Source organism: Nocardia sp. NPDC004711, from assembly GCF_053601595.1.
Genome location: NZ_JBSGCB010000035.1, coordinates 86,529 through 107,084, shown reverse-complemented (window position 1 = coordinate 107,084; position 20,556 = coordinate 86,529). Strand labels below are relative to the sequence as shown.

Sequence of the window (20,556 nt, the reverse complement as noted above, 5' to 3'; positions counted from 1 at the left end):
GCAATGAGGTGCAAGTCACTGTCAGGAATCCACGACTGGACTCACTACGGTTACGAATGGTTCGCTGAGCCGTCACCATTCGAAGGTTGGAGGCGGCCCGCCACGCGCCGACCCGGGGCGGGGGATGCGACGGTGGGGCGTGCTGGTTGTTCCCTCCGCTCGGGCGCCGCGGAATTGGTTGCGCTGCGTCTTCTCGAATTCCGGTGTTCGGCTGGAATCCGAATACGATGGCGCTGTTTGTTTTCAGGAATTCGGTTCCCCGGGCTTGTCTGCAGGCTCGAGCGGGGCCCGGGAACGAAGGAGCGCGCCCGCTCATGACCGCGGATGTGGTGACGACGGTGACGACCAAGCAGATGCAAAAGCAGTTCTCGCCGTTGTCCAAGCACGCCGCCAGCCACGGGTTCGTGGTCGTGACGTGGGACGGGGCACCAGGCGCGGTGATGATGTCGCCGGAGGCATGGGCGAGCGCGCAACGCGAGGACGAGCACCTGGTGGTTCCCGACACCGAGTGTGAGCAGTGGGCGGCCACCGACGTCCCGGCCAAGCTCGCGGCCTTGCACGAGACGCTGACCGCCGGGCGGCATGTGGCGGCGTCGGCGCGGGGCCGGTTGCGGGCGATGATCGCGCCCGCGCGGTGGGCGCGGCAAGCGTTCCCGCTGCTGGGATTGCCCGATCCGGACGCATCGGAGCCTGCGGCCGCCGATCAGGTGCTGGTCATGTACCGCAGCCGCCGGGCGGTGCAGGCGTGGCGGGACGAATTCGCCGCGTCACCGGATCCGGACTGGGAGATGGATCGTCGCCTGTCCGCGGGCCCGACCGCGATCCCGCTGCCCCGGCGCGCGCAGCTGCGCGCGGTGGTCTACGTACTCGAAGGCGAGGTGGTGCGGGTTCGTGCGTTGGACCCGGCCGGGGAATGGGTCGAGCTGCCCGGCGGCACGCTCAGCCTCGCTCCGGTCTCGGATGCGTTGAGCCGCAGTGAGATCGATGCGCTCGTTCCAGGCCTTGGCCTGTATCCCGGGCAGGCGCGGCCGCCCGCGCCGGGCGTGCGCCGCGAGTTCATCGACATCTGAGCCGGGCTGCGGGCAACACTCGCTGGCAGTCGGTGCCCTGGTGTGGTCTGGCACTGACACTGCGGGTGTGGCCACCTTCGGCGCATGCTGGCTGTGAGGTGAGCCTGCGGGAGCTGCGGGTCGGCGGGAGGGCTCGGTGTCGCGGCAGCTCAAGGCATTTGTGGTTGAAGCCGTGCTGGGCACGGGCCCGCTCGCTGGGCCGCCGGTCCTGGTCTGCCGCGGATTCGCCGAACATACGACCGGTTTCGGCATGCCCGTGTTCTCGGATGCGTGGATAACGCCGGGGATTCGCTGCATCGACAAATGTCGATGTCGGCTGCCCGCGGCGCTGTCCCGTTCATGGTGGCAGCGTTGCACGCAGCGGGCGTTCATGACGCTGGCTGACTCGCGGACGGTGGTTGGATTCCGTGCTGGCCAGCGTGGTGCACATACAGCGGTAGCGCCCGGTTGTGGACGCGTTCGGCTCGGTGAGTGCTCGGGTTTCGGAGATCGCCCGCTCGGAGATCTCCCGGATCGGGTTGCCCGGCGATTATCTGCACGCGATGGCCAACGAGATTCTCAGTCGTCGCCGGACCGAGGCCGGCTGGTGGTTGTCCGATTTCGTGGATCCGGACCAGCCCAGTCTGCTCGCCGGTCTGGATGAGCGCCTTGATGCGGATCGTCATCGGTGGCTGGCGGCCGCGGCGGTGCGCTCCAGGGATTGGGTGCTGGCGTTGGTGTGTGAGCGTCGGCATGATGCGGGGAGCTCGGAGTCTGCCGGCCAGTTGTTCGTCGCCCTCGGCCGCCCGACGCGTGGCCCGAATTTCCGCAGTTCGACCTTGATTTCCTGTCGAACTGCGGGATTGGTGCGCCTGAAACTGTTGTGCCGCACGCTATCCCGCGCTGACGCGCTGGAAGGATTAGCGTGGGACATTATCTTTCTCCTGATGCCAAGTCCCGAGTGCTTGGTGTTCGTGTTCGTGATGATGTCGCTGCCGGTGGCGACGCTGGCGTACGCGGTGCTGCTGGTGTCGCTGTTCGCCGCGCCCGACCGCGCCGTGCATGCCCGGCGGGTGCTGGGTGACGTGCTGGCGGCGTTGCTGAAGTGGGGTCGCCGGTGGGGGCGTGGGCAGGCCGATGCTGTGTCCGCCCGAGGTGCTGGCGCGCGTGGTGGCCCTGGATGTCGCGGGGCACTCCGATTCGGTGATCAGTGCCGTTTTCAATCGTGAGGGGGTGCCGACGCCGGCGGGTGGGTCGCGGTGGCAGCGCTGTCACGTGTGGCGGCTGCGCAAGACGGCGGGCGCGACGCGGCTGCTCATGTTCGAGGGCGTGGCGGGTGGGTGCGGGTGGCCTGATCTGGGCTGGTAGGCCCAGGGTGGCGGGGCCCCGCCTTAACAACCGGTGTAGTGCAGTTATTTGATCGGTGCGGTATTCACCTGGTCTTGGGCTGGGGTGGCGACGTGGTCGAGCCAGTTGCGTTTGGCCCAGTTTGTCGACTCGACGGCGTTGCTGATGCTTGTGCCGGTGAGGTCGGCCAGGACCGAGGCGGGGAGTTGGCTGGCCAGGGCGTAGCGGGCGCTGTTGCGGGCGTCACGGACGGTGATGCCGTGCTGGGCGAGCATGCCGCGGAAGTTGGTCTGTGCCATCGGCCGCGAGGGGTAGGGGCCGGGAAACAGCCGGGTCGACGTGCCGGCTGCGCGGTTGAGTGGCCAGTAGCTGGTGGGTTGGTGGCGTAGGTCGCGGAGCATGTCGGCGAGTTTGGGTGGGCGTTCGAGCTGGTGGTCCTCGATTGCGAGGGTGACGTGGTTGCCGTCGTTGTGGGGGTTGGCGCGGGTGAGGTGAGCGATGCGGGTTTCCCTGGAGTCTGAACAGCAGGGTCAGTGCGTCGCCGATGCGGATCGGCGAGGGCAGGGTGGTGTCAAGTGAGGCAGCGTCGCAGTTGGTCTCGTCTGTCGGCGTCCAGGAGGGCGCGGGCTGGTTCGCGGCTCCGGCGCCGGGGGACGCTGATGTCGGCGAGCAGGCTGCGGGTGTTGGCCCGGTTGACGAAGGCGTCGATGTGGTGGCGGGTGGTGGCGCCTTCGGATAGCCATTGCTCGAAGTCGTCCTGGGTGAGGGTGTCGATGGTGAGGTGGTGTTCGTCGGTCCGGGCGAGCAGTTCCATGGCCCGCCGGAGGCGGGAGCGGAGGTGATCGGCGGAACTTCGGCTGTGGCTGCCGCGGCGGCGGGCCCGACGTAGCAGATACCGGTGGACGAACGGCGGGAGCAGCTGCTGGTGGTGCGCTGGGGTGTTGGCCAATAGGGGTCTGCCCAAGTGGGGATGGCGTCGATGTATTCGTTGTGGATCGGCAGGATGCCCGCGGTGATCAGCAGTTCGCGAATGTGGTCGCTGGCCGGTGTTGCCGCGCGGGTGTCGAGCCAGTGGTGGGTGATCGGTTCGTCGGCGGCCGCCGAACGGGTTCGATGTGCGTGGGGATCGTCGCGTCCGGCTTTGCGAGGAGAGCGTCGACTGGGCGGTCAACACGCAGCGGGCGCATTGCTGGTCGTGGAAAGCTCGCCGGTGTTGCCGCAGCTACGGCAGGTGTAGGTGATTTCGACGCCAGCTCAGGTCCACTGATCGGTGTGGCGTCGTCGCGCGGCCACGTGCATGCCAGCCATACCTCCCATCCGCTATCCCACCGGACCACTGAAGTTCCACTGCGAACCAAGCAAATGGGCAGTGCCATTGCGCCCGGAAGGACCTACTCGCCGTTGAGTGGCGCGGGGTATTCGAGCCGGTGGATGGCCGCGCCCGCCTCGAAAAGAATCGGCGCGGCCACCCGGTACACCGCGGTGCGTTTCGGATGACGCTGATTGGCTTACTCGGGAGAACTCGCCGGGAAGGGCTGGTGAGGATGGTGAAATACTGGACAGCGGCGATTACCGTTACCGGTGCGGTCACCAATAGTTGCCCGGCCAGGGCTCCCACGGCAACGATGCTACCCAGGCAGCCGACGACGGCGGCGGGAACGAAGGGCCCGAACATGCCCACGATCGTGGCGGCGGCGGTGGCGTCGGCGATGCCACCGAGAGCGCACCCGACCGCGCCACCCGCCACTCCGCGCGGTGACGGCCTGTTCGTGGACATCGCGGCGCAGTGAGCCGCCGCGTCGGAGCTGATCCCGCCAGCGGCGGTGAATGGGTCGGCGAGACATCGAGCAGGCTGGCGTGTTGTAAGATCTCACGGACTTGGCGGCTGTCGTACTGCAGATCCTCGAGCGAGTCGATGGCGACCAGGTCGCGGCCATCGGCATCACGGACCGCTAAGGCGAGCTGAATCATCATCTGGCATTGGGACTTCCATGGCCTGCTGTAGCGGCGCTCTCGTCGCGCGGCGGGAGCATTCGCGCCGGCCCAGATCACCGCCTGATAGATCGCCACGGTATCCATGCCACGGTCCTCGAGCACCACCGCCGGAGTCGAGCGCAGCCCAGCTCAGATCCAGCGCGAGCCCGGCCCCGCCGGTCGGGGTGCTCATTTGGTGATCTTCTGCAACGCGATGGTGCGGGCAGCGGCGGGTCGCTCGATCGGGCTCGCTGGCGGCTCCCACTCGCGATTTAGCCAGTTGAGTGCTTCGGCCATCGCACCTATGCGGGCATCGTGGAGGCTGGCAGCAGCGTTCATGAAACAGCTGTCTTGGGGTGGTCGGTACATCATCGCTGGAATCCTTCCGTCTGCCACGGGTTGATGACGGGCACGCCGGTGGCTTCGAATGCGGCGTCACGGGTGGCGATGCTCATTCCGGCGGCTTTGGCGGCGGCGGCTATGTAGCCGTGGGATCGGCCGATGGTGATTCCGGTGGCGCGGGCGGTCGCCATGAGTTCGGCGTAGGCGTCGGCGTCGGCCAGGTCGAATGCCAGCACGCGCCCGGCGAACAGTGGCAGGATTCGGGTTTCGAACCGTTCGCGCATTCGGTCGCGTCGCGCACCGGCGGGCATGATTGCCAGGCCGTATCGGAGCTCGGCGACGGTGATTGCCGAAATGTACAGGGTGCGAAAGGGGTTGGCGTCAAGCCATGCGGCCACGTGCGGGCTCGGGGCCTTGCGCATGGTCTCGGATATGACGTTGGTGTCGAGAACGATCACTAGTCGAACTCCAAGGGTGTGGCGTCGTCGTGGTCGCGGGTGTTGATCAACTCGTATTCCTCGTCGGTGAGTTCGAAATCGCGCCCGATCTCCACCAGCAACGAACCGAGTTTGATGTCATCGGGTAGCGCGGGTGTAACGGCCTCGGTCAGGATCGCACGTACCTCGGCCTCGGTGCTGCGGCCGTTGGCGGCCGCGCGCAAGCGCAGTCGCTCGCGTACGTCGTCGGGTAGATCGCGCACAGTCAGTCTCGCCATAGTGGTTCACCACCTCTCAAAATGACGCTATTGGCGTCAATGACTCCATTGATGTCAAGCGTATGGCGAACTTCGCAGCCTGGCCACCTCGGCGAGTCCGGCCCCCTACAACGATGCTTCCAGCTTGACTCTGTCGGTGATCTTGGAAACTGCGAGATCAACTGCCGGCAGCTCGCCAGGACCGTGGTCGGGGAATTCGCTTGTGGTCCAAGTAGTTTTGGAAGGCCGTTGGTGGTCGGGGCGGAAACGGCTCGTCCGGTAGTAGTCCTGCGCTGAGGCGTTCGATGTTCACGGCGATGGCGGTGAGGACGTGCTGGACGTGGGTCTTGGTCTGGCCGCGGTAGCGGCATTGCCGCGTGCCGTGCCCGTTCGCGAATTCGCAGACGGTGCCCTCGATGCCGGAACGCACGGCATACCGCTGCCGCCAGGCCGGGCTCTGTTGCTCGTCGCGGGTTCGAACGTGCAGGTCGAGTAGTTCTCGCGGGGGAAATCCCACGTTGCGTGCGCTGTCGCGGGAGGTGGTGCATTGGCTGCGGGCCGGGCATGGCTGGCACTGGGGGTTGGTGAACCGGGCCACGATCAGTGGGGCGGCGGTCGGAGACGACGTCGGGTAGGGGCCGTGCCAGCCCTGGCTGGCCTGGCCGCGAGGACAGGTGACCTGTCGGCGGTCGAAGTCGATGTGGGGAGTCGTCTCGGCCGAAGCCGTCGTTGTCGCGGTGGGGGGCGGGTGGGGTTGCCCGGCAGTGGGCCGGTGACGGTGACCTTGTGTTCGCGGTCCGCCCGCGCGACGTGGACCAGGGAGGTGTAGCCGCCGTCGACCAGGTGCTCGGCCGGCAGCAGCCCGCGGCGCCGCAGGCGGGTGTGGATTCCGGGAAGGGCCTGGGCTTCGTTGGTGGTGGTAGCCGGGGTGGTGACCACATCGGTGATCACGTTGGCGCCCTCGGCCGCGCAGGTTTCGGTCAGATGGACCAAGAACCCCTTCCACCGGGTGACCTGGCCTCGACGCGCGTAACGGGCCGAGGTGTCGTAGGGAGAGACGATCGCCACCGACGAGGACGGCAGACCGCCGTCATCGTCGGTGCGCCAGCGCAGACGCCCCTTCTCGTCGCGGTAGTAGTTCTGCACAACGATCTGTCGCAGGGCCTGGACCCGAGGACCGGACAGGTGGTCGAGTCCGTGTTCTCGCAGGTGCTCGAGTAGCTTGCCAGTGTCCCCGCCGGCGGTGAGGATCCTGGTCTTGGGCCGAGTTGGGTTCTTGCCCAGGCGAACTGGACGGCCGTAGCGGCGTCCCCATTCCTCGTCGACCAGGCCGGCTGCCAGATACGGAGCAGTGCGGGCGAGTTCTTCGAGTGCGGCGCGGACGGCCTCGGTGATCAGTTCGAGCCGGGTCAGGTCGCGCACTGCGGCCAGGATGTGGGTGGAGTCGGTGCGCGCGGTGGTGCGTTCGCGCACCAGCCCGGCCTCGGTGAGTCGGGCCAGAGCCAGATCGAGCAGCCGGTCGGCGCGGTCGTCTTCGGTGAGCCAGCACGTACTGCAGCAGGCACACGGTGGCCAGCTGGGCCGGGGACAGACCGGGCCGGCCGTCGCGCGGATACCAGTCGGCGAAATCCTCATTGCTCCACAGGCTTTCGAGCCGATCACGTATCCACATCGCCGTGGTGCCGCGGGGATTGCTGGCGCGGGCCACCCGCGCCGTCAGCGGCGGGACCGTCGTGGCCGGTCCTGCTCCGAGTGACATTCACCTGATCCTTCGAGGGCGCAGCGCTTTTCACGCCTCGCAGTGTGGCAACCCGCCAGCCGCGACATGCCGAATTCCAACATCACCGACAGAGTCAAGCTAGGCGGGCTCAGCCACGTGGGCAATAGGGGCGCTACCCGTCCTGTGTTGTTGTCGCGTCGCCCTGTGTTGCGACCCTTCGATGTGGAAGGTTCCGCCGTATGTTGGGAGGATGGCTGAACCCGCTGCATATGTGTACCTGTCCGAGACTGCGCTACCGTTGACGAAATCCGCTCACGGCCGCGCCATCACATCCGCCGCCCGCAATTGCATCGCGGTGGAGACGTTCACTATTCGCCAGGACGGTTGGTTGCTCGCTCGCGCGATTCTGTCTCCGGCCGAGGCGGATGCCGAAGGCACGGCGGATATCTGGCTGCCTCCGCACACGGTCGCGGGGATTGTTGACGCCAAGGCGCAAACCACGGACGGCAGCGTGCCCGAGGTATGGGTTCTGTACATGAGGCCCAGCAGTCTCGAATTCGTCACCGGTCTGACGATCTGATACGGCTACCCGTCGTGAATGCACTGCCCATCCGGATCGGGCGACGCTCACCAGCTAGATGGTCGGTCTGAAAACTGGCATTGAGCTGCGGTAGCAGTCGGCCTACCGGCGATTACCCTGCGCGGCAAGCGGATTCGTCGAACTGCTGCGGGGTGGCCGTAGTGCGGCGGGCGGGCTGAGTGATGTGGGGCAGGGGTGACAGCGTGAGATTGCTTCCGCCGGTGCCTGTACGGTCAAGGCTCGGTTTGCCTGCGCGGGCATGGATTCGGGTTCGTCTGCGGGCGGCGGGGTGGCCGTGGACGCGGTAGAGCCTTATGCGCGTTTGTGCCCATTTCCAGCGGTCGGCGACGGTTTCGGGTTGCGGCCACATCTGGGCTACTCGGGTGCTCATGCCCTGGGTGGACGGTGGGGCAGGATCGGTTCCGTGCGTGGGCAAATTCGGCCGCCGCCGCGCGTCCGGTTGGGTGGCGTGGCGGTCGGGCCACCGTATTGGGATGGGTCGGGCACGCGGGCGGGGTACGGCCGGTGGCTGCCCTCCGAGGAAAACTCAGCATGGAGCGCAGCGGATTTCCGTTTCCGCCGCTCGCGCGCTGGTCGGACTCGGTTCGGGCGGGTCTGGCGCGGGGCAAGGCGGTCACCAGAGAGTGAATTGGGTTCCGGCCTGGGGGTTTTGCGGGTCGGGTGAGGTGTTGCCTTCGCCGGTTCGGGATCGCGCCATCATGGGGCCTTGGTGGTGACGCGGGTTCTGATCTGCTCGAGGCGTTCGCGGATGTCGTGCCAGCGGCGCCGGGCCCCGGCAGCGGCTTCGTCGAGGTCGTCGATGGGGGCGAAGGCCTCCGCCATCTGGGCTATGCGGGTGCCGTGTTCGGCGTGGGCGCGGCGGTAGGTGTCTTCTAGGACTCGTTCGGCGGCGGGCCAGGGGTCGGCGGCGATGCGGGAGGTGTAGACCGTGGCGATGTAGCGGACTATGGCCAGGTGGGAGGGTTGGGGGCGAAGGTAACGGGCATCGCGGGGCTGGGTAGGGCTGCCCCCGACATGCCTTGATACGGGTGTGAGACTGGTGGGATCGCGTATTCAACTGGCGACGCACCGGAATCATCGCCGCGGTCACCTACAACGACAAAGGCGAGAACCTCTACCCACCACCAGAACCGGACAAACCACCCAACCGACCCCGCATCGGCCGACCACCCACCCAACAGTCCTGACCAGCACAAACATAAACAACCATCGAATCACGCGAGAAAGGTGCAGTATGCAACCCGAGGTTTGTCCTTGGGTTTCCCGCGCCGCGCCGGATCCACCAGAGCGCCGTAATGATGGGCGAGTTCGGCATAGGAGCGGTAGACTTTCGGGTCATACAGGTCCGGGCGCGCGACCCCGGTCCGCAGATTGTCGGGCACCAAACGTCTCGGGACACCGCCGAAGAACACGAAGGCCTCCACATGTGCCTCGGTCCAGGCGCGTTGATCCATCGTCAAAACGGGCCGCACGAACATCAACCGCGAGCACGCCAGCACCATCACGAACGCCCAGATCCGGCCGCCGACCGGCTCCACCCACGACCCCAAATACCCGTAATCGATCTGGGCTTCCTCCCGGCTGGCGGATCCTCGCGCAGCACCGTCACCCGCGACCGGAGCGTCTCGTCGGGCAGGTTGGCGTCCATCAGTAGTTCCGAGAGCAGTTTTCCGTCGAGAAGATTGAGTGCGACACCGTACTCTGCCTTGGCCCATTCCTCCAGGTCGTGCCGCAGCCGGTGGGGACATTCGCGGTTGCGAAGATGTAGATCCTGTCGACCGGAGTTCCTTGGTTGCAGATGGACTCGATGTCGTGCTTGAACTTGGCCCGCAGATCGTCTCGCTGAATCGTGCACGCGAATGCAACGGTGTCATCGACTGCGAGCGCCAAAAAGCCGATGCTGAAAGGCAACTCGCTGGTCAGGTAGGTGTGGAAGGTCTCGAAGTCTCGTCCTTGATCACCGCCGGCCGATACGGGCCCGGTGGCGGGCAGTACATTGCTGGCGAGGCGCTTCTTCGCAATCCAGCGACATGCATGCTCGAACGAGTGATGAGCGTTGTCGCCGGCCAGGGCCCCCAACGCCAGCTCGATCATCTTGGCGCTCTGGGTAGGATTGGCCATCTCCACCTCGCCTCAGTTCCGGTTCGAAGACCCATCATTGAACACCACGGCATCGTCTAACTGACCGCTCCCGACTCACACGATCCCGTGCTCCGGCGGAGCCCGACCAACACCCTCAACGAACCTCCCCTGCCCCCGGGCGGATGTCACATCGGCGGTCCGTCAAGGGCTTGTCGGTCGTTGACGACATAATGGCGCGCGTGACCCCTGAAATCTGGCTCGACGATATGACCGATGTCGACGCGCCAATCATTAACTCGTGGTTCCGGCATGATGAGGCCACCGCCCATGAGCACTGGTTCCCACCCGACTATCGAGTCGATGACGAGCTGTCTCAGGCGCACCAGGCCAAACTGTTGAAGCGCAAAGACCGCAGGGAAGAGGCAGTCGAGCTGATCAGTGCACACGCGTGGGTCGTCCGCGATCCTCACACTGATGCGCCGATCGGGTGGATCGGAGGAAAGGTGTGGCCGTGCCACGACCACCACAGCGACATCACTTGGGGCCGACTACCCGAGGATGCCGACGATCTTCCGTCCGGGACGTTCGAGTTGTGCGTGTCTCCGTCGCACCGGGGTCAGGGGTATGGGACAGCAATGCTCACCGCGGTCGCGAACCATCACACGCTGCGGAACACCCAGCTCTGGCTAGGTATTGATATCAAGAACGCGGCAAGCCAGAGCGCTGCCGAGCGGGCCGGATTCAAGCATGAATTTACGACGGCGCACTACCGGATCCAGGCCGGCGACAAGATCCGGATCGACTTGCGGAAGCACATGGCGCACTTCCGTCGTACTGCGGCGGACTAGGGCAAGTAACAGTGTCGATTGCGGCACCTCGCCACGCCTCGCGATACCGCTCTGAAGACGGTCAAATCGGGATCATGCAGGACAACCGTCGAGCCTGTCGTACTCGTCTGGCATCCTGGCTGAGGCTTCCCCCGGATAGTGGACACCGATTTGGCAGGACCGAAGGTCCTGCTGGAAGGATGTCCCCATGCCTCCTCGCAAGCGCCGGTCGTTCACGACCGAGTACAAGGTCGAGGCTGCCCATCGGGTGATCGATTCCGGACGCACGATCGCCGACGTTGCCCGGGAACTGGGCTTGAACGAGGGCTTGCTCAGCAACTGGGTCAAAGACGAACGGCGCAGGATCGCCGCCGCCGAGGCCCATGGCGAGAAGCCCCTGGACTCGGCCGAGCCGAGTTGCTGCGGCTACGAAAGCAAGCTGGATTGGCAACGGACTTGGTCCAGGAGAATCTCACCGATTGGCCTGGGTGACGGTTACAAGCACGAATTCCCCTGTTATGCCTCGGACTCGACCGGTCCCCCATCGAGTAGTTGGCGCAGCGACTTTACGGTGTGCCCGGAGACGACCGGATCCAGTCCTTGGCGGCGCCAGACCGTGAGTGGAAGAGGGGTGGGGACCGGTAGGTCGTCGCGTGCGACGAGCCCCTGGGGTGTCTGCCCGAAAGTGGCGAGCAGGGCCACTCCCAGGCCCGCTGCCGCTGCGGCGTGGACCCCGGCCAGCTGGTTGGCTTCGGCGCCGATTTCGGCGGGAATGCCTTGCCCGGCAAGCGTTTCCAATGCACTGGTGCGGAGTGCGCAAGGGCTGTCGAACGCGACGAGCGGTACCGGGCCCGCCGGGCGGACCCATTCAGGTGCGGAGTACCACACCAACTCGAGTTCGCCTACCGGGGTGGCTCGCGGGTCATCGGATGCGCCCGGCAGCAGCGCGAGGTCGAGCGTGCCCGTGGCGAGTGCTTCGTGAAGCGCTGTGCCGCGATCGAGTCGGTATCGGACGCGGTGGTCGGGCAATAGATCTGCCAGTGTGCTGCTCAGATGCGGAAGAAGTTGTGCCGCAGCGTGTTCGGTCGAGCCGATGGCGAGCGTCTCCTCCCTGTCGAGGCCGAAGCTGCATAGCGCTTCGTCGTGCAAGGCGAGGATCCGCCGCGCATAGCCGAGTAACTGCTCACCGTCGGCGGTGAACCGGGACCGTCGTCCATCACGAGCGACCAGCTGCCGCCCGGTCGCCGCTTCGAGCCGCCGGGTGTGCTGGCTCACAGCCGCCTGGCTAAGGTGCAGATACGTTGCGGCGCGCTGGAATCCGCCGCGGTCGGCCACCGCCACAAAGCTGCGCAGCGGCACGATGTCCAGTATCTGGTCCATGCGTGCGATGCTACCGGACGATCCATCACGAACCGTTATGAATCCATATCGTGAAATGGAGTTGGACATTTCACGCGTCGACGCTGGAGTATCACTCTTATGGAACAGCCTGCCGACGTCGCGCGCTTGTCGCTGACAAGCCGTCGTTGGCTGGACTTTGCCCGCTGCAGCGCCGCGATCTGTCCGGTCTCCCGCTGAACGATCGGCTGCACGCCTCCTGAATTCACCGGCCCCCGGCCGGCTTTCGCCACGCCCGAGCACGGTTACACCGCCGCCCGGCGCGGGGTTGACGAGATCGCTGTCGCCACGCCCCCGCTTGCCACCTGACCGCGCGCGGTCCCCATTCTGTAAGGCAGAACATGTCCCTGCGAACCCCTGCTCGCCGCGTCCGCTGCGCTTTAGGACTCCCACTCGTCGCCACACTGGCCACCGTGCTCACCGCGTGCGGTGGCGGTGCGGCCGGTTCGGGCGGCGGTGCGACGCTGGCGTGGGCCAGCTCGTACTTCCCGACCCATTGGGACCCCGTGGTCGGGGGCAGCGGCGCCCAATTCCGGGAACTGGCACTGGTTTACGCGTCCCTGACCCGCACCGACGACCAAGGCCGCGCCGTGCCCGACATCGCGCAGAGCTGGGACTACAACGCTGCGGGCGACCAGGTCACCTTCCACCTCCGTCCCGGCCTGAAGTTCAGCGACGGCGAACCGGTCGACGGCGCGGCCGTGAAGGCTGCCATCGACCGGGCGAAGGGCCAGAAGAACTCCGCGCTGTTCGGCGACCTCACCTCCATCAAGGCGGTCACCGCCAGCGGCCTCGACGTGGTCGTCGAGTTGACCCAGGTGGATCACCAGATCCCGCAGCTACTCGGGGAGCGGGTACTGCAGATCGCCAGCCCCAAGGCTGCACAGGACCCCGCGAAGCTCGACCAGAGTCCGGTCGGCGCGGGTCCCTTCGTCGTCACCCAGTTGATCCCGGGCACCAAGGTCGTGCTGAAGAAGAACCCGGATTACTGGGACGCCAAGGATATTCACATCGACAACGTGGAGCTGACCTCCGCACCGGACGCGTCGACGGTGGTGTCGGGTCTGCAGACCGGCGTGTACAACTTCGCGGACATCGCTGCGAGCCAGGCCGATTCGGCGAAGAAGGCGGGCCTCGACATATTCGTGCAGCCCGGTTTCAACGCGTCCAATATCAGCCTCAACATCAACAAGGCGCCGTTCACCAACAGCAAGGTCGTGGACGCGGTGCGCTACGCCATCAACCGGCAGGAGTTCGCGGACAAGCTGACCTTCGGCTACGGCGCGGCCACCGACCAGCCCTTCCCCGAGAATTACATCGCCTACGACCCCCGGTCGAAGAACCTCTACCCCTACAACCCGGACAAGTCCCGGCAGTTGCTCACAGAGGCCGGGTACAAGCCCGGGGACATCAAGCTCGACCTGGTGGTCTCGACCGCCGATCCCGCCGCCGAGATCGTCCAGTCCCAGCTCGCCGCGGTGGGGATCACCGTCAATATCAAGGTGGACAAGAACTGGGCGACACCCTTCTTCGCCAAGGATCTGACCTTGTCCCTCTACGGCACCACCGGCCGCGATTCGGCGCTGCAGACATTGACTGCGCACTTCGGACCCAACGGTCCGCTGAACCTGAGCACTCCGTACGAGCCGGCCGGTTTCGAGGACGCGGTGGCGACGGTCCGGCAGACGCCGCTCGATGCACCCGACTACGCGCAGGTGCTGCAAGCCGCCACCCGCGCAGGCCTGCAGAGCGGGGCGTTGATATTCACCTACTCGCCACCGAATCTGTTCGCCAAGAGCAAGACGATCTCGAGTCTGCCGGGCAACCCGGCACACATCGACTGGACGGGCGTGACGATCGGTGGTCACTGACACGTTCGTTGCCCATACCGGGGCCGTGCGCGGCCGATCCGGCTGGGCGAGCAGGGCGCAGCGGACCGGAACCCAGGTGCTTCTGACGCTGGCGCGGTCGGTGGCGATCTTCGTGCCGGTGTTCTTCGTAGGCACGCTCGTGACCTTCGGGCTGCGCAACCTGAGCGGGCTCAGCCCCGCGCGGTTCCAACTGGGCGAGGACGCCACCCCGCAGGCGATCCACCAGATCGAGAGCCAGTGGGGCCTCGACCGGCCGTTCCTGGTCCAGTACTGGAGCTGGCTCACCGCGGTACTGCACGGCGACCTCGGTACCAGCTGGTCCAAGGGCGCCGACATCTCCACCCTGATCGGCCTCGGCCTCGGGGTCAGCTTGTCGGTGGCGCTGCTCGCGCTGCTGATCGGGGTGCTGGTGGGCTTCGCGCTCGGCACCGTGGCGGCACTGCGCCGCACCACGTGGATCGACCGCGCGATCACCGGCTTCGTCACGGTGGTCTCCACCATGCCGGCGTTCGTGGTCGGCATCGTGCTCGTCGAGATCTTCGCGGTGAAGCTCGGCTGGCTGCCCTCGGGCGGCTACGCGCCGGCCGCGAACGGCGTCGGCATATGGCTGGCCCACATCATCCTGCCCGCACTGGCGCTGAGCTTCGACATCGTCGCCGACCTCGCGCGGCAACTGCGCACCGGGCTGGTCAGCGCCTACCAGCAAAATTACGTGATCGGCGCCGTGGTGCGCGGACTGAGCCCACGGCGGATCTTCTTCCGGCACGTGCTGCGCAACGGCATCGGCCCCGCGCTCGCGACGCTGGGCCTGCGCTTCCCGATCCTGATCGGACAGTCGGTCGTCGCGGAGCAGATCTTCGGCCTGCAGGGCTTCGGCCGGTTCGCCAACGATTCCGCACAGGCCGGTGACGTGCCCGCCGTACAGGGCGTGCTGGTGGTGTCGGTCGTGCTGGTGGTGGCCTTCAACCTGATCGTCAATGTCGTTCTCGGTCAGGTCATCCCGGCCTCACAGAGAGGAATGTGACGGTGCTGCAACGGGTTTTCGCACTCACCTCCGCCCGACTGGCCACGGGCATTCTCGTGCTGATCGTGCTGCTGGCGATCTTCGGGCCGCTGCTGGTGCCCCAGAATCCCCTGGCGACCAGCGTCCAGACGCTGGCAGGTCCCTCGGGCGCACATTGGCTGGGCACCGACAACCTCGGCCGCGACGTGTTCAGCCGGCTGCTGCAGGGTTCCCGGATCAGCGTCCTCGGCTCGCTCGAGGTGGCGTTGATGGCGCTGGTCGTGGGCACGATTCCCGGCATCCTTTCCGTCTATGTGGGCCGGGGGGCCGAATGGCTGACGCTGCGCCTGGCCGACACACTGGTCGCGCTGCCGTTCCTGCTGTTCGCGGTGGCGGTGACAGCATTGCTGGGCAACGGGATCAGCCAGGCGATGCTGGTGACTGGCGTGCTCGTGTCGCCGTTGTTCTACCGGGTGGCGCGGGCGGCCACCCTGTCGGTCGCGCAGTCACAGTACGTCGAGGCCGCGCAGATCTCGGGCGCTTCGCTTGGCTGGATCGTACGGCGGCACGTATGGGTGAAGGTGCTGCCGCCCATCGCGGTCGCGCTCGCACACCTCGTCGGCGTCGGTTTCATCGTCGTGTCCAGCCTGAGTTTTCTCGGTATCGGCGTGCAGCCGCCGACTCCGACCTGGGGCGGCTTGCTCGCGTCTGATCTCGGTTTCCTCAGCTATCAGCCGTGGGCCCCGTTCGTGCCGGCAGTGCTGATCATGCTCACGGTGTGGGCGTGCAACATGCTCGCCGACGCCATCCGGGACGTGTCGGGTGAGGCCGGTCGGGCCCTGGTCGGCACCCGGAAGGTCCGGGTTGACCAGACAGTCGCCGGAGGTGGGTCATGACCGCCCTGGCCGAAAGCCACGCTGTGACCAGCCCTGCCGATCCGGTGCTCGTCGTGTGCGATATCCGAGTCGCCGGCCCCGCAGCGGATCAGGAAATTGTGCGGGGAATGAGTTTCGAGCTCATGCCCGGCGAGACGGTCGGCATCGTGGGGGAGTCGGGTAGCGGCAAAACCATGACCTGCCGGGCGATCCTGGGTATCCTGCCCGACCGCTTCGAGACCACCGGCGGATCCGTGCACCTGGCCGGACACGACATCTCGACGCTCACCCCGGCGCAGTGGACAGCGTTGCGCGGCTCGACGATCAGCGCCGTGTTCCAGGATCCGGCGTCCTACCTGAACCCGTCGATTCCCGTCGGGCCGCAGATCGCGGAGGTCGTCCGGGTGAAGAAAGGACTGCGGCGCCGGGATGCTCGCCGCCGCGCGCTGGAGCTGCTCGCGGCGGTACGCCTGCGCGACCCCGAGCTGGTCTACACGCAGTACACCTTCGAACTCTCCGGCGGGATGCTGCAGCGGATCGCGATCGCGGCCGCCATCGCGGCGGACCCGCAGGTGCTCATCGCCGACGAGGCGACGACCGCACTCGACGTGACCGTGCAGGCGGAGATCCTCGACCTGCTCGCGGATCTGCGCGAGCGCACCGGCCTCGCGCTGGTCGTCGTCTCGCACGACCTGGCCGTTGTCGCGCAACTGTGCGACGAGGTGCTGGTCATGCGCGATGGCGAGGTGGTCGAGCAGGGCCCGACGACACGGGTGCTCTACCACCCCGAACACCCCTACACCCGGCTGTTGATCCAGGAGCACGAACGGTACGGCCTGGATGCCTTCTTCGAACGGACGGAGGTCGCGTCATGATCCTGCAGATCAGTGAGTTGGAAGTCTTCTATGGACAACGGCGGCGTAGGCGGCGGGCGCTTTCCGGTGTGTCGCTGAGTGTTTCGGCGGGCGAGATCGTCGGGTTGATCGGCGAAACCGGCTCCGGCAAGTCCACACTGGCCCGGGCCGTGCTCGGACTGGTACGTGCCTCGGCCGGGCGGATCGTCATCGACGGCGAGGACGTCACCCGCTACGGCTCCCGCCAATGGCGATCACTGCGTCGCCGCGGCGTCGTCCAGTACGTGTTCCAGGATCCGCTGCGAAGCCTGGATCCGGACCTGTCCGTGCAGGATTCGCTGATCGAGCCGCTGCTGGTCGGTGGTGTCTCGCGGGCCGAGGCGATCGAGCGTGCCCGCAGGTATCTGGGCCGGGTCCAACTGGACGAGGAGCTGCTCGATCGGCTGCCCGGCCAGCTGTCGGGCGGGCAGCGGCAGCGCATCGCGGTGGCCCGCGCGCTCGTCACCGAACCGAAGCTGGTGATCCTCGACGAGCCGGTCAGTGCGCTGGACTCCGCCAACCGGGTGCAGATCCTCGAGATCGTGAAGGAACTGCGGGCGGCGGGCGTCGCGTTCGTCTTCATCTCTCATGACCTCGGCTCGGTGGCCGGAATCGCCGACCGAATCGCGGTCCTCTACCGGGGCGAACTCGTCGAGACCGGCGCCACCGGCGACGTCATCACCAAACCCGCGCACCCCTACACCCGCCTGCTCGTCAGCTCGGCGCCGACGCTCCACCGGACCGCGGCAGGGCGTGCGGAGCGTGAAGCGTTGCGTTCGCTGCTGAATGTCTGAAAGGAAAACCTCGATGAGCCGCAAGATTCATCTTGCCTTGCATCCCTACGGAGTCGGTGGCCCCGGCCAGCACGGTCTCTGGAAAGACCCGAGTGTCGCGAAGAACTCCAGCACCGACATCAACTACTACATCCAGCTGGCACAGGCGGCCGAGCACGCGCTGTTCGACGCGCTGTTCATCGTGGACAGCCAGTTCATCAACGCCACCTACCCCGCGCACTACCTCAACCGGCTGGAGCCGTTGACGCTGCTGTCCGCAGTCGCCACGCACACCAGGCACATCGGGCTGGTGGGGACGGCGAGCTCGACCTACAACTCGCCGTTCAACCTGGCTCGCCGGTTCGGCTCACTGGACCACATCAGCGGTGGCCGCGCGGGCTGGAATGTCGTCACCAGCTTCGACACCGGCACCAGCCGGAACTACGGTCTCGAGGAGCACTTGGACTACGGCACCCGCTATGGCCGTGCGCTGGAGGCGGTCCAGGTGATCCGCGGGCTGTGGGACTCCTATGAGGATGATGCCTTCCCCGCCGATGTCGAGCGCGGTGTCTTCCTCGATCCGGAGAAGCTGCACGCGCTCAATCACACCGGCGAGCACTTCCGTGTGGACGGTCCACTCAACCTGTCCCGGTCTCCTCAAGGCCAGCCGGTGATCTTCCAGGCCGGCGTCTCCGAGGAGGGCCGCACCTTGGCGGCACAGGTGGCCGAAGGCATCTACGCGCCGGGCGGGTCGTTCCAGGACGCGAAGGCCTACTACGCGGATATCAAGCAGCGCACCGCCGCCGCCGGTCGCAACCCCGACCACATCAAGATCTTCATTCACGGCGGGCCGATCGTGCGGGGCAGCGACGTGGAAGCGCAGCGGCGGGCGCGCGAGATATTCGACGAGGACAGCGATTTCGACGCGAGCCTCGCGTTGCTCGGCCGCGCGTTCGGCGCCCACGACTTCAGCGGGTACGACCTGGACGCGCCGTTCCCCGACGTGGCGCACCTGGCGGAGCGAGGCGGGCGCACCGGCGCGGCGAAGATCATCGAACGGGCGCGTGCCGAAGGGCTTTCGCTGCGCCAGGTGGCCCAGACCTTCAACGAGTTCCGGCCCTCGCCGTTTGTCGGCGCCCCGGATACGGTTGCCGACACCATCGAACGCTGGTTCGCGGCCGGCACTTTCGACGGGATCAACCTCGCCTTCCGCAATACCGAGGATCTGGAGCGGTTTATCGACGGCGTGGTGCCGCTGCTGCAGCAGCGCGGCCTGTTCCGGAGCGAGTACGAGGGCACGACGCTGCGGGAGAATCTGGGTCTGCCGATTCCGGTCAGCCGCTACACCCGTGATCGCAATCCGGTGGGCGCCTGATGACCCAGCGTGATGTTCACACCGTCGAGTTTCCCGTCGCCACCCCGCCGGACGAGGTCGAGGTGCTGATCGTCGGCGCGGGGCCGGTCGGGCTCTCGGCAGCGATCGAACTGCACGCACGGGGTATGCGCGTCGCCGTCATCGACCAGGGCCGTCAGGTGACCTTGATCCGCGCCGGAGCGATGGGGCACACGCCCCGCGTGGTCGAGCATTTCCGCCGGTGGCGGGTGCTGCAGGAGATTCGCGACGAATGGACCTTTCCACCCGAATGGAACAGGGGTATTCGCCTGGTCACCTCGCTGGTCGGGCACGAGCTCGTACCGGGCCCGCGACCCTCCTTCACCTGCGCTGGCAGCGGTTCGGCGGAGGAGGCGCTTCGCCGTCCCCAGACCGCCCTCGTGCAGGTCTTCTTGCGCCACCTCGGCCGTCAGGGCGTGAGCGTGGCCGGGGGATGGCGGTTGACGCAACTGCGGGAGAAGGCATCAGGAGTCGAGGCTGTCGTCGCCGCGGCCGATGGGCAGGTTCGGGTGATTCGGGCGCAATACGTCGTCGGCGCCGACGGCGGTAGCAGCACCGTGCGTCGCCTGGCCGGGATCGAGCGGCAGGGTGAGCATGCCACCGAAAAGCGGTTGCGGCTGGTAGTGCGCACTGGTGATATCGCCGACCGCGTCGGTCCGGCGCCCAGCGGCACGAACATCGTGTTCAACCAGCGGGCGGATGGTTTTCTGGCGGCGATCAGTCCCCGTGAATGGCGGGTCTACGCCGGGCCGTATCCGCTCGAGTACGAGCCCACCGAGCAGGAACTGCTCGACACGGCGCGGGCGGCATTCGGCTTCGATCTCGACCTGGAACTGGCGTCGGCGACGACGTTCTACCATGCCTCTCGTGTCGCCGAAACCTTCCGATCGGGCCGGGTGCTCTTGGTCGGCGACGCCGCGCATGTGCGGACGCCGGGCGGCAATCTCGGGGAGGGCTTCGGCGACGTGGTCAATCTCGGTTGGAAGCTCGCCGCCGTGCTGCGTGGCTCGGCGCCGGGGGACTTGCTGGACTCCTACGACTCCGAACGCCGCAGGCACAACTGGCGGATCGCCGACTACGCACTCGAGCGGTCTCAGCGGATGCAGGCTGCGCTCGCCGACATCCGCCGCATCGGCGTGCCGGACGACGACGACTCCAGCGCCGACGCGCAGCGGCGACGCGAGGCCATCGGTGCTCGTCTGCGCGAGGGTCGTCTCGGCGCCGAGGGGGTCACCTTCGACGAGCGCTACGACGACTCGACGGCGATCTGGTACGAGGACGGCCAACTCGACGCCGAGTTGCCGTGGCGGGCCGATGTATACGAAGACGACGCGCGCCCCGGGCACCGAGCGCCGAACGGCGTGATCGATCCCTATGGCGGCACGCTCTACGACCGGATCGGCAACGACTTCGCGCTGCTGGTGCTGGCCGCCGACCGTGCGGCCGAGCAGGCGTTCGCCGCCGAAGCGCTCGCGCGACGGCTCCCGTTCACAGTCATCCATCTGACAGACCCCCAGGCGCGGCAGGTCTACGGCGCAGACGTTGTGCTCGTACGCCCCGACCAGCATGTCGCATGGCGTGGCGCGACCCTGCCCGTGGGGGGCGCAGCCGCGGTGTTCGACAGGGTCCTGGGCGGCCGACCGGTCGAGCCGGCCGGTGAACTCGTCTCGGCGAGCGCACGCGAATGACCACATCTGTATCCCATGTTCGGGCT

General features: G+C 66.8%; 22 protein-coding genes and 3 pseudogenes. 13 read left to right on the top strand and 12 right to left on the bottom strand.

Annotated features, from left to right (window positions below; translation table 11 throughout):
• Nucleotides 1–314: 314 nt before the first annotated feature.
• The 3 genes from ACWEKS_RS31560 (at nucleotide 315) to ACWEKS_RS31550 (ending at nucleotide 2,417) form a co-directional block, all read left to right on the top strand.
• Entirely contained in the window at nucleotides 315–1,070 is a 756-nt protein-coding gene (locus ACWEKS_RS31560) for a hypothetical protein (RefSeq protein ID WP_452343460.1), read from the top strand.
• A gap of 449 nt (nucleotides 1,071–1,519) precedes the next feature.
• Nucleotides 1,520–2,278 (top strand): hypothetical protein, encoded by a 759-nt coding sequence (locus ACWEKS_RS31555; RefSeq protein ID WP_452343459.1) that lies wholly within the window; start codon nucleotides 1,520–1,522, stop codon nucleotides 2,276–2,278.
• A 4-nt stretch (nucleotides 2,279–2,282) separates the two neighbouring features.
• Nucleotides 2,283–2,417, top strand: coding sequence for a hypothetical protein (locus tag ACWEKS_RS31550; RefSeq protein ID WP_452343458.1), 135 nt, complete (start codon nucleotides 2,283–2,285; stop codon nucleotides 2,415–2,417).
• Nucleotides 2,418–2,461: 44 nt separating this feature from the next.
• On the opposite strand, the gene ACWEKS_RS31545 is transcribed toward ACWEKS_RS31550, so the two are convergent.
• The 8 genes and pseudogenes from ACWEKS_RS31545 to ACWEKS_RS31510 form a co-directional block, all read right to left on the bottom strand.
• A complete protein-coding gene (locus tag ACWEKS_RS31545) occupies nucleotides 2,462–2,797 on the bottom strand; it encodes a hypothetical protein (RefSeq protein WP_452343457.1) in 336 nt (111 codons plus the stop codon).
• A gap of 170 nt (nucleotides 2,798–2,967) precedes the next feature.
• Nucleotides 2,968–3,345 (bottom strand): hypothetical protein, encoded by a 378-nt coding sequence (locus tag ACWEKS_RS31540; RefSeq protein WP_452343456.1) that lies wholly within the window; start codon nucleotides 3,343–3,345, stop codon nucleotides 2,968–2,970.
• A gap of 582 nt (nucleotides 3,346–3,927) precedes the next feature.
• Nucleotides 3,928–4,146 (bottom strand): annotated as a pseudogene (locus ACWEKS_RS31535) (hypothetical protein); the annotation flags it as partial.
• A 413-nt stretch (nucleotides 4,147–4,559) separates the two neighbouring features.
• Nucleotides 4,560–4,742: a hypothetical protein gene (locus ACWEKS_RS31530; protein WP_452343455.1), complete on the bottom strand. Its 183-nt coding sequence runs from the start codon at nucleotides 4,740–4,742 to the stop codon at nucleotides 4,560–4,562.
• On the bottom strand, nucleotides 4,739–5,170 hold the full coding sequence (locus ACWEKS_RS31525; RefSeq protein ID WP_452343454.1) for a PIN domain-containing protein: 432 nt from the start codon (nucleotides 5,168–5,170) through the stop codon (nucleotides 4,739–4,741). The genes ACWEKS_RS31530 and ACWEKS_RS31525 overlap by 4 nt, the downstream gene beginning before the upstream one ends.
• The gene (locus tag ACWEKS_RS31520; protein ID WP_452343453.1) at nucleotides 5,170–5,427 is read right to left on the bottom strand and encodes a FitA-like ribbon-helix-helix domain-containing protein; all 258 of its coding nucleotides are present in this window, start codon (nucleotides 5,425–5,427) and stop codon (nucleotides 5,170–5,172) included. Before ACWEKS_RS31520 ends, ACWEKS_RS31525 begins: the two co-directional genes overlap by 1 nt.
• 157 nt (nucleotides 5,428–5,584) lie before the next feature.
• Nucleotides 5,585–6,106: a transposase gene (locus tag ACWEKS_RS31515; RefSeq protein WP_452343466.1), complete on the bottom strand. Its 522-nt coding sequence runs from the start codon at nucleotides 6,104–6,106 to the stop codon at nucleotides 5,585–5,587.
• Complete coding sequence (locus ACWEKS_RS31510; RefSeq protein WP_452343467.1) at nucleotides 6,007–7,041, bottom strand: hypothetical protein; 1,035 nt, start codon at nucleotides 7,039–7,041, stop codon at nucleotides 6,007–6,009. The genes ACWEKS_RS31515 and ACWEKS_RS31510 overlap by 100 nt, the downstream gene beginning before the upstream one ends.
• A gap of 335 nt (nucleotides 7,042–7,376) precedes the next feature.
• Between ACWEKS_RS31510 and ACWEKS_RS31505 the strand changes: the two genes are divergently transcribed.
• On the top strand, nucleotides 7,377–7,706 hold the full coding sequence (locus ACWEKS_RS31505) for a hypothetical protein (RefSeq protein WP_452343452.1): 330 nt from the start codon (nucleotides 7,377–7,379) through the stop codon (nucleotides 7,704–7,706).
• A gap of 717 nt (nucleotides 7,707–8,423) precedes the next feature.
• Here ACWEKS_RS31505 and ACWEKS_RS31500 read toward each other — a convergent pair.
• The 3 genes and pseudogenes from ACWEKS_RS31500 to ACWEKS_RS31490 all read right to left on the bottom strand — a co-directional run bounded on the left by ACWEKS_RS31500 (nucleotide 8,424) and on the right by ACWEKS_RS31490 (nucleotide 9,848).
• A complete protein-coding gene (locus ACWEKS_RS31500) occupies nucleotides 8,424–8,549 on the bottom strand; it encodes a hypothetical protein (protein ID WP_452343451.1) in 126 nt (41 codons plus the stop codon).
• Nucleotides 8,550–8,965: 416 nt separating this feature from the next.
• Nucleotides 8,966–9,357: pseudogene (locus ACWEKS_RS31495) on the bottom strand (DDE-type integrase/transposase/recombinase); the annotation flags it as partial.
• A gap of 17 nt (nucleotides 9,358–9,374) precedes the next feature.
• Nucleotides 9,375–9,848 (bottom strand): hypothetical protein, encoded by a 474-nt coding sequence (locus tag ACWEKS_RS31490; protein ID WP_452343450.1) that lies wholly within the window; start codon nucleotides 9,846–9,848, stop codon nucleotides 9,375–9,377.
• 200 nt (nucleotides 9,849–10,048) lie between these two features.
• Here ACWEKS_RS31490 and ACWEKS_RS31485 point away from each other — a divergent pair, with 200 nt between their 5' ends.
• Entirely contained in the window at nucleotides 10,049–10,657 is a 609-nt protein-coding gene (locus ACWEKS_RS31485) for a GNAT family N-acetyltransferase (RefSeq protein WP_452343449.1), read from the top strand.
• A gap of 187 nt (nucleotides 10,658–10,844) precedes the next feature.
• Nucleotides 10,845–11,009 (top strand): annotated as a pseudogene (locus ACWEKS_RS31480) (transposase); the annotation flags it as partial.
• Nucleotides 11,010–11,152: 143 nt separating this feature from the next.
• Here the strand turns inward: ACWEKS_RS31480 and ACWEKS_RS31475 are convergent.
• Nucleotides 11,153–12,016, bottom strand: a complete 864-nt coding sequence (locus ACWEKS_RS31475) for a LysR substrate-binding domain-containing protein (protein WP_452343448.1) — start codon at nucleotides 12,014–12,016, stop codon at nucleotides 11,153–11,155.
• Nucleotides 12,017–12,375: 359 nt separating this feature from the next.
• Here ACWEKS_RS31475 and ACWEKS_RS31470 point away from each other — a divergent pair, with 359 nt between their 5' ends.
• From ACWEKS_RS31470 to ACWEKS_RS31440, 7 genes are all read left to right on the top strand, one after another.
• A complete protein-coding gene (locus ACWEKS_RS31470) occupies nucleotides 12,376–13,905 on the top strand; it encodes an ABC transporter substrate-binding protein (protein WP_452343447.1) in 1,530 nt (509 codons plus the stop codon).
• Nucleotides 13,906–13,981: 76 nt separating this feature from the next.
• The gene (locus ACWEKS_RS31465; RefSeq protein WP_452343446.1) at nucleotides 13,982–14,929 is read left to right on the top strand and encodes an ABC transporter permease; all 948 of its coding nucleotides are present in this window, start codon (nucleotides 13,982–13,984) and stop codon (nucleotides 14,927–14,929) included.
• On the top strand, nucleotides 14,926–15,804 hold the full coding sequence (locus tag ACWEKS_RS31460) for an ABC transporter permease (RefSeq protein WP_452343445.1): 879 nt from the start codon (nucleotides 14,926–14,928) through the stop codon (nucleotides 15,802–15,804). The genes ACWEKS_RS31465 and ACWEKS_RS31460 overlap by 4 nt, the downstream gene beginning before the upstream one ends.
• A 107-nt stretch (nucleotides 15,805–15,911) precedes the next feature.
• Nucleotides 15,912–16,658 carry an ABC transporter ATP-binding protein gene (locus ACWEKS_RS31455; protein WP_452343444.1) on the top strand — a complete coding sequence of 249 codons (747 nt, stop codon included), beginning with the start codon at nucleotides 15,912–15,914 and terminating at the stop codon, nucleotides 16,656–16,658.
• Nucleotides 16,655–17,470, top strand: coding sequence for an ABC transporter ATP-binding protein (locus tag ACWEKS_RS31450; protein WP_452343443.1), 816 nt, complete (start codon nucleotides 16,655–16,657; stop codon nucleotides 17,468–17,470). The genes ACWEKS_RS31455 and ACWEKS_RS31450 overlap by 4 nt, the downstream gene beginning before the upstream one ends.
• 13 nt (nucleotides 17,471–17,483) lie before the next feature.
• Nucleotides 17,484–18,824, top strand: a complete 1,341-nt coding sequence (locus ACWEKS_RS31445; protein WP_452343442.1) for an NtaA/DmoA family FMN-dependent monooxygenase — start codon at nucleotides 17,484–17,486, stop codon at nucleotides 18,822–18,824.
• A complete protein-coding gene (locus ACWEKS_RS31440) occupies nucleotides 18,824–20,530 on the top strand; it encodes an FAD-dependent oxidoreductase (RefSeq protein WP_452343441.1) in 1,707 nt (568 codons plus the stop codon). Before ACWEKS_RS31445 ends, ACWEKS_RS31440 begins: the two co-directional genes overlap by 1 nt.
• The last annotated feature ends 26 nt before the right edge of the window (nucleotides 20,531–20,556 follow it).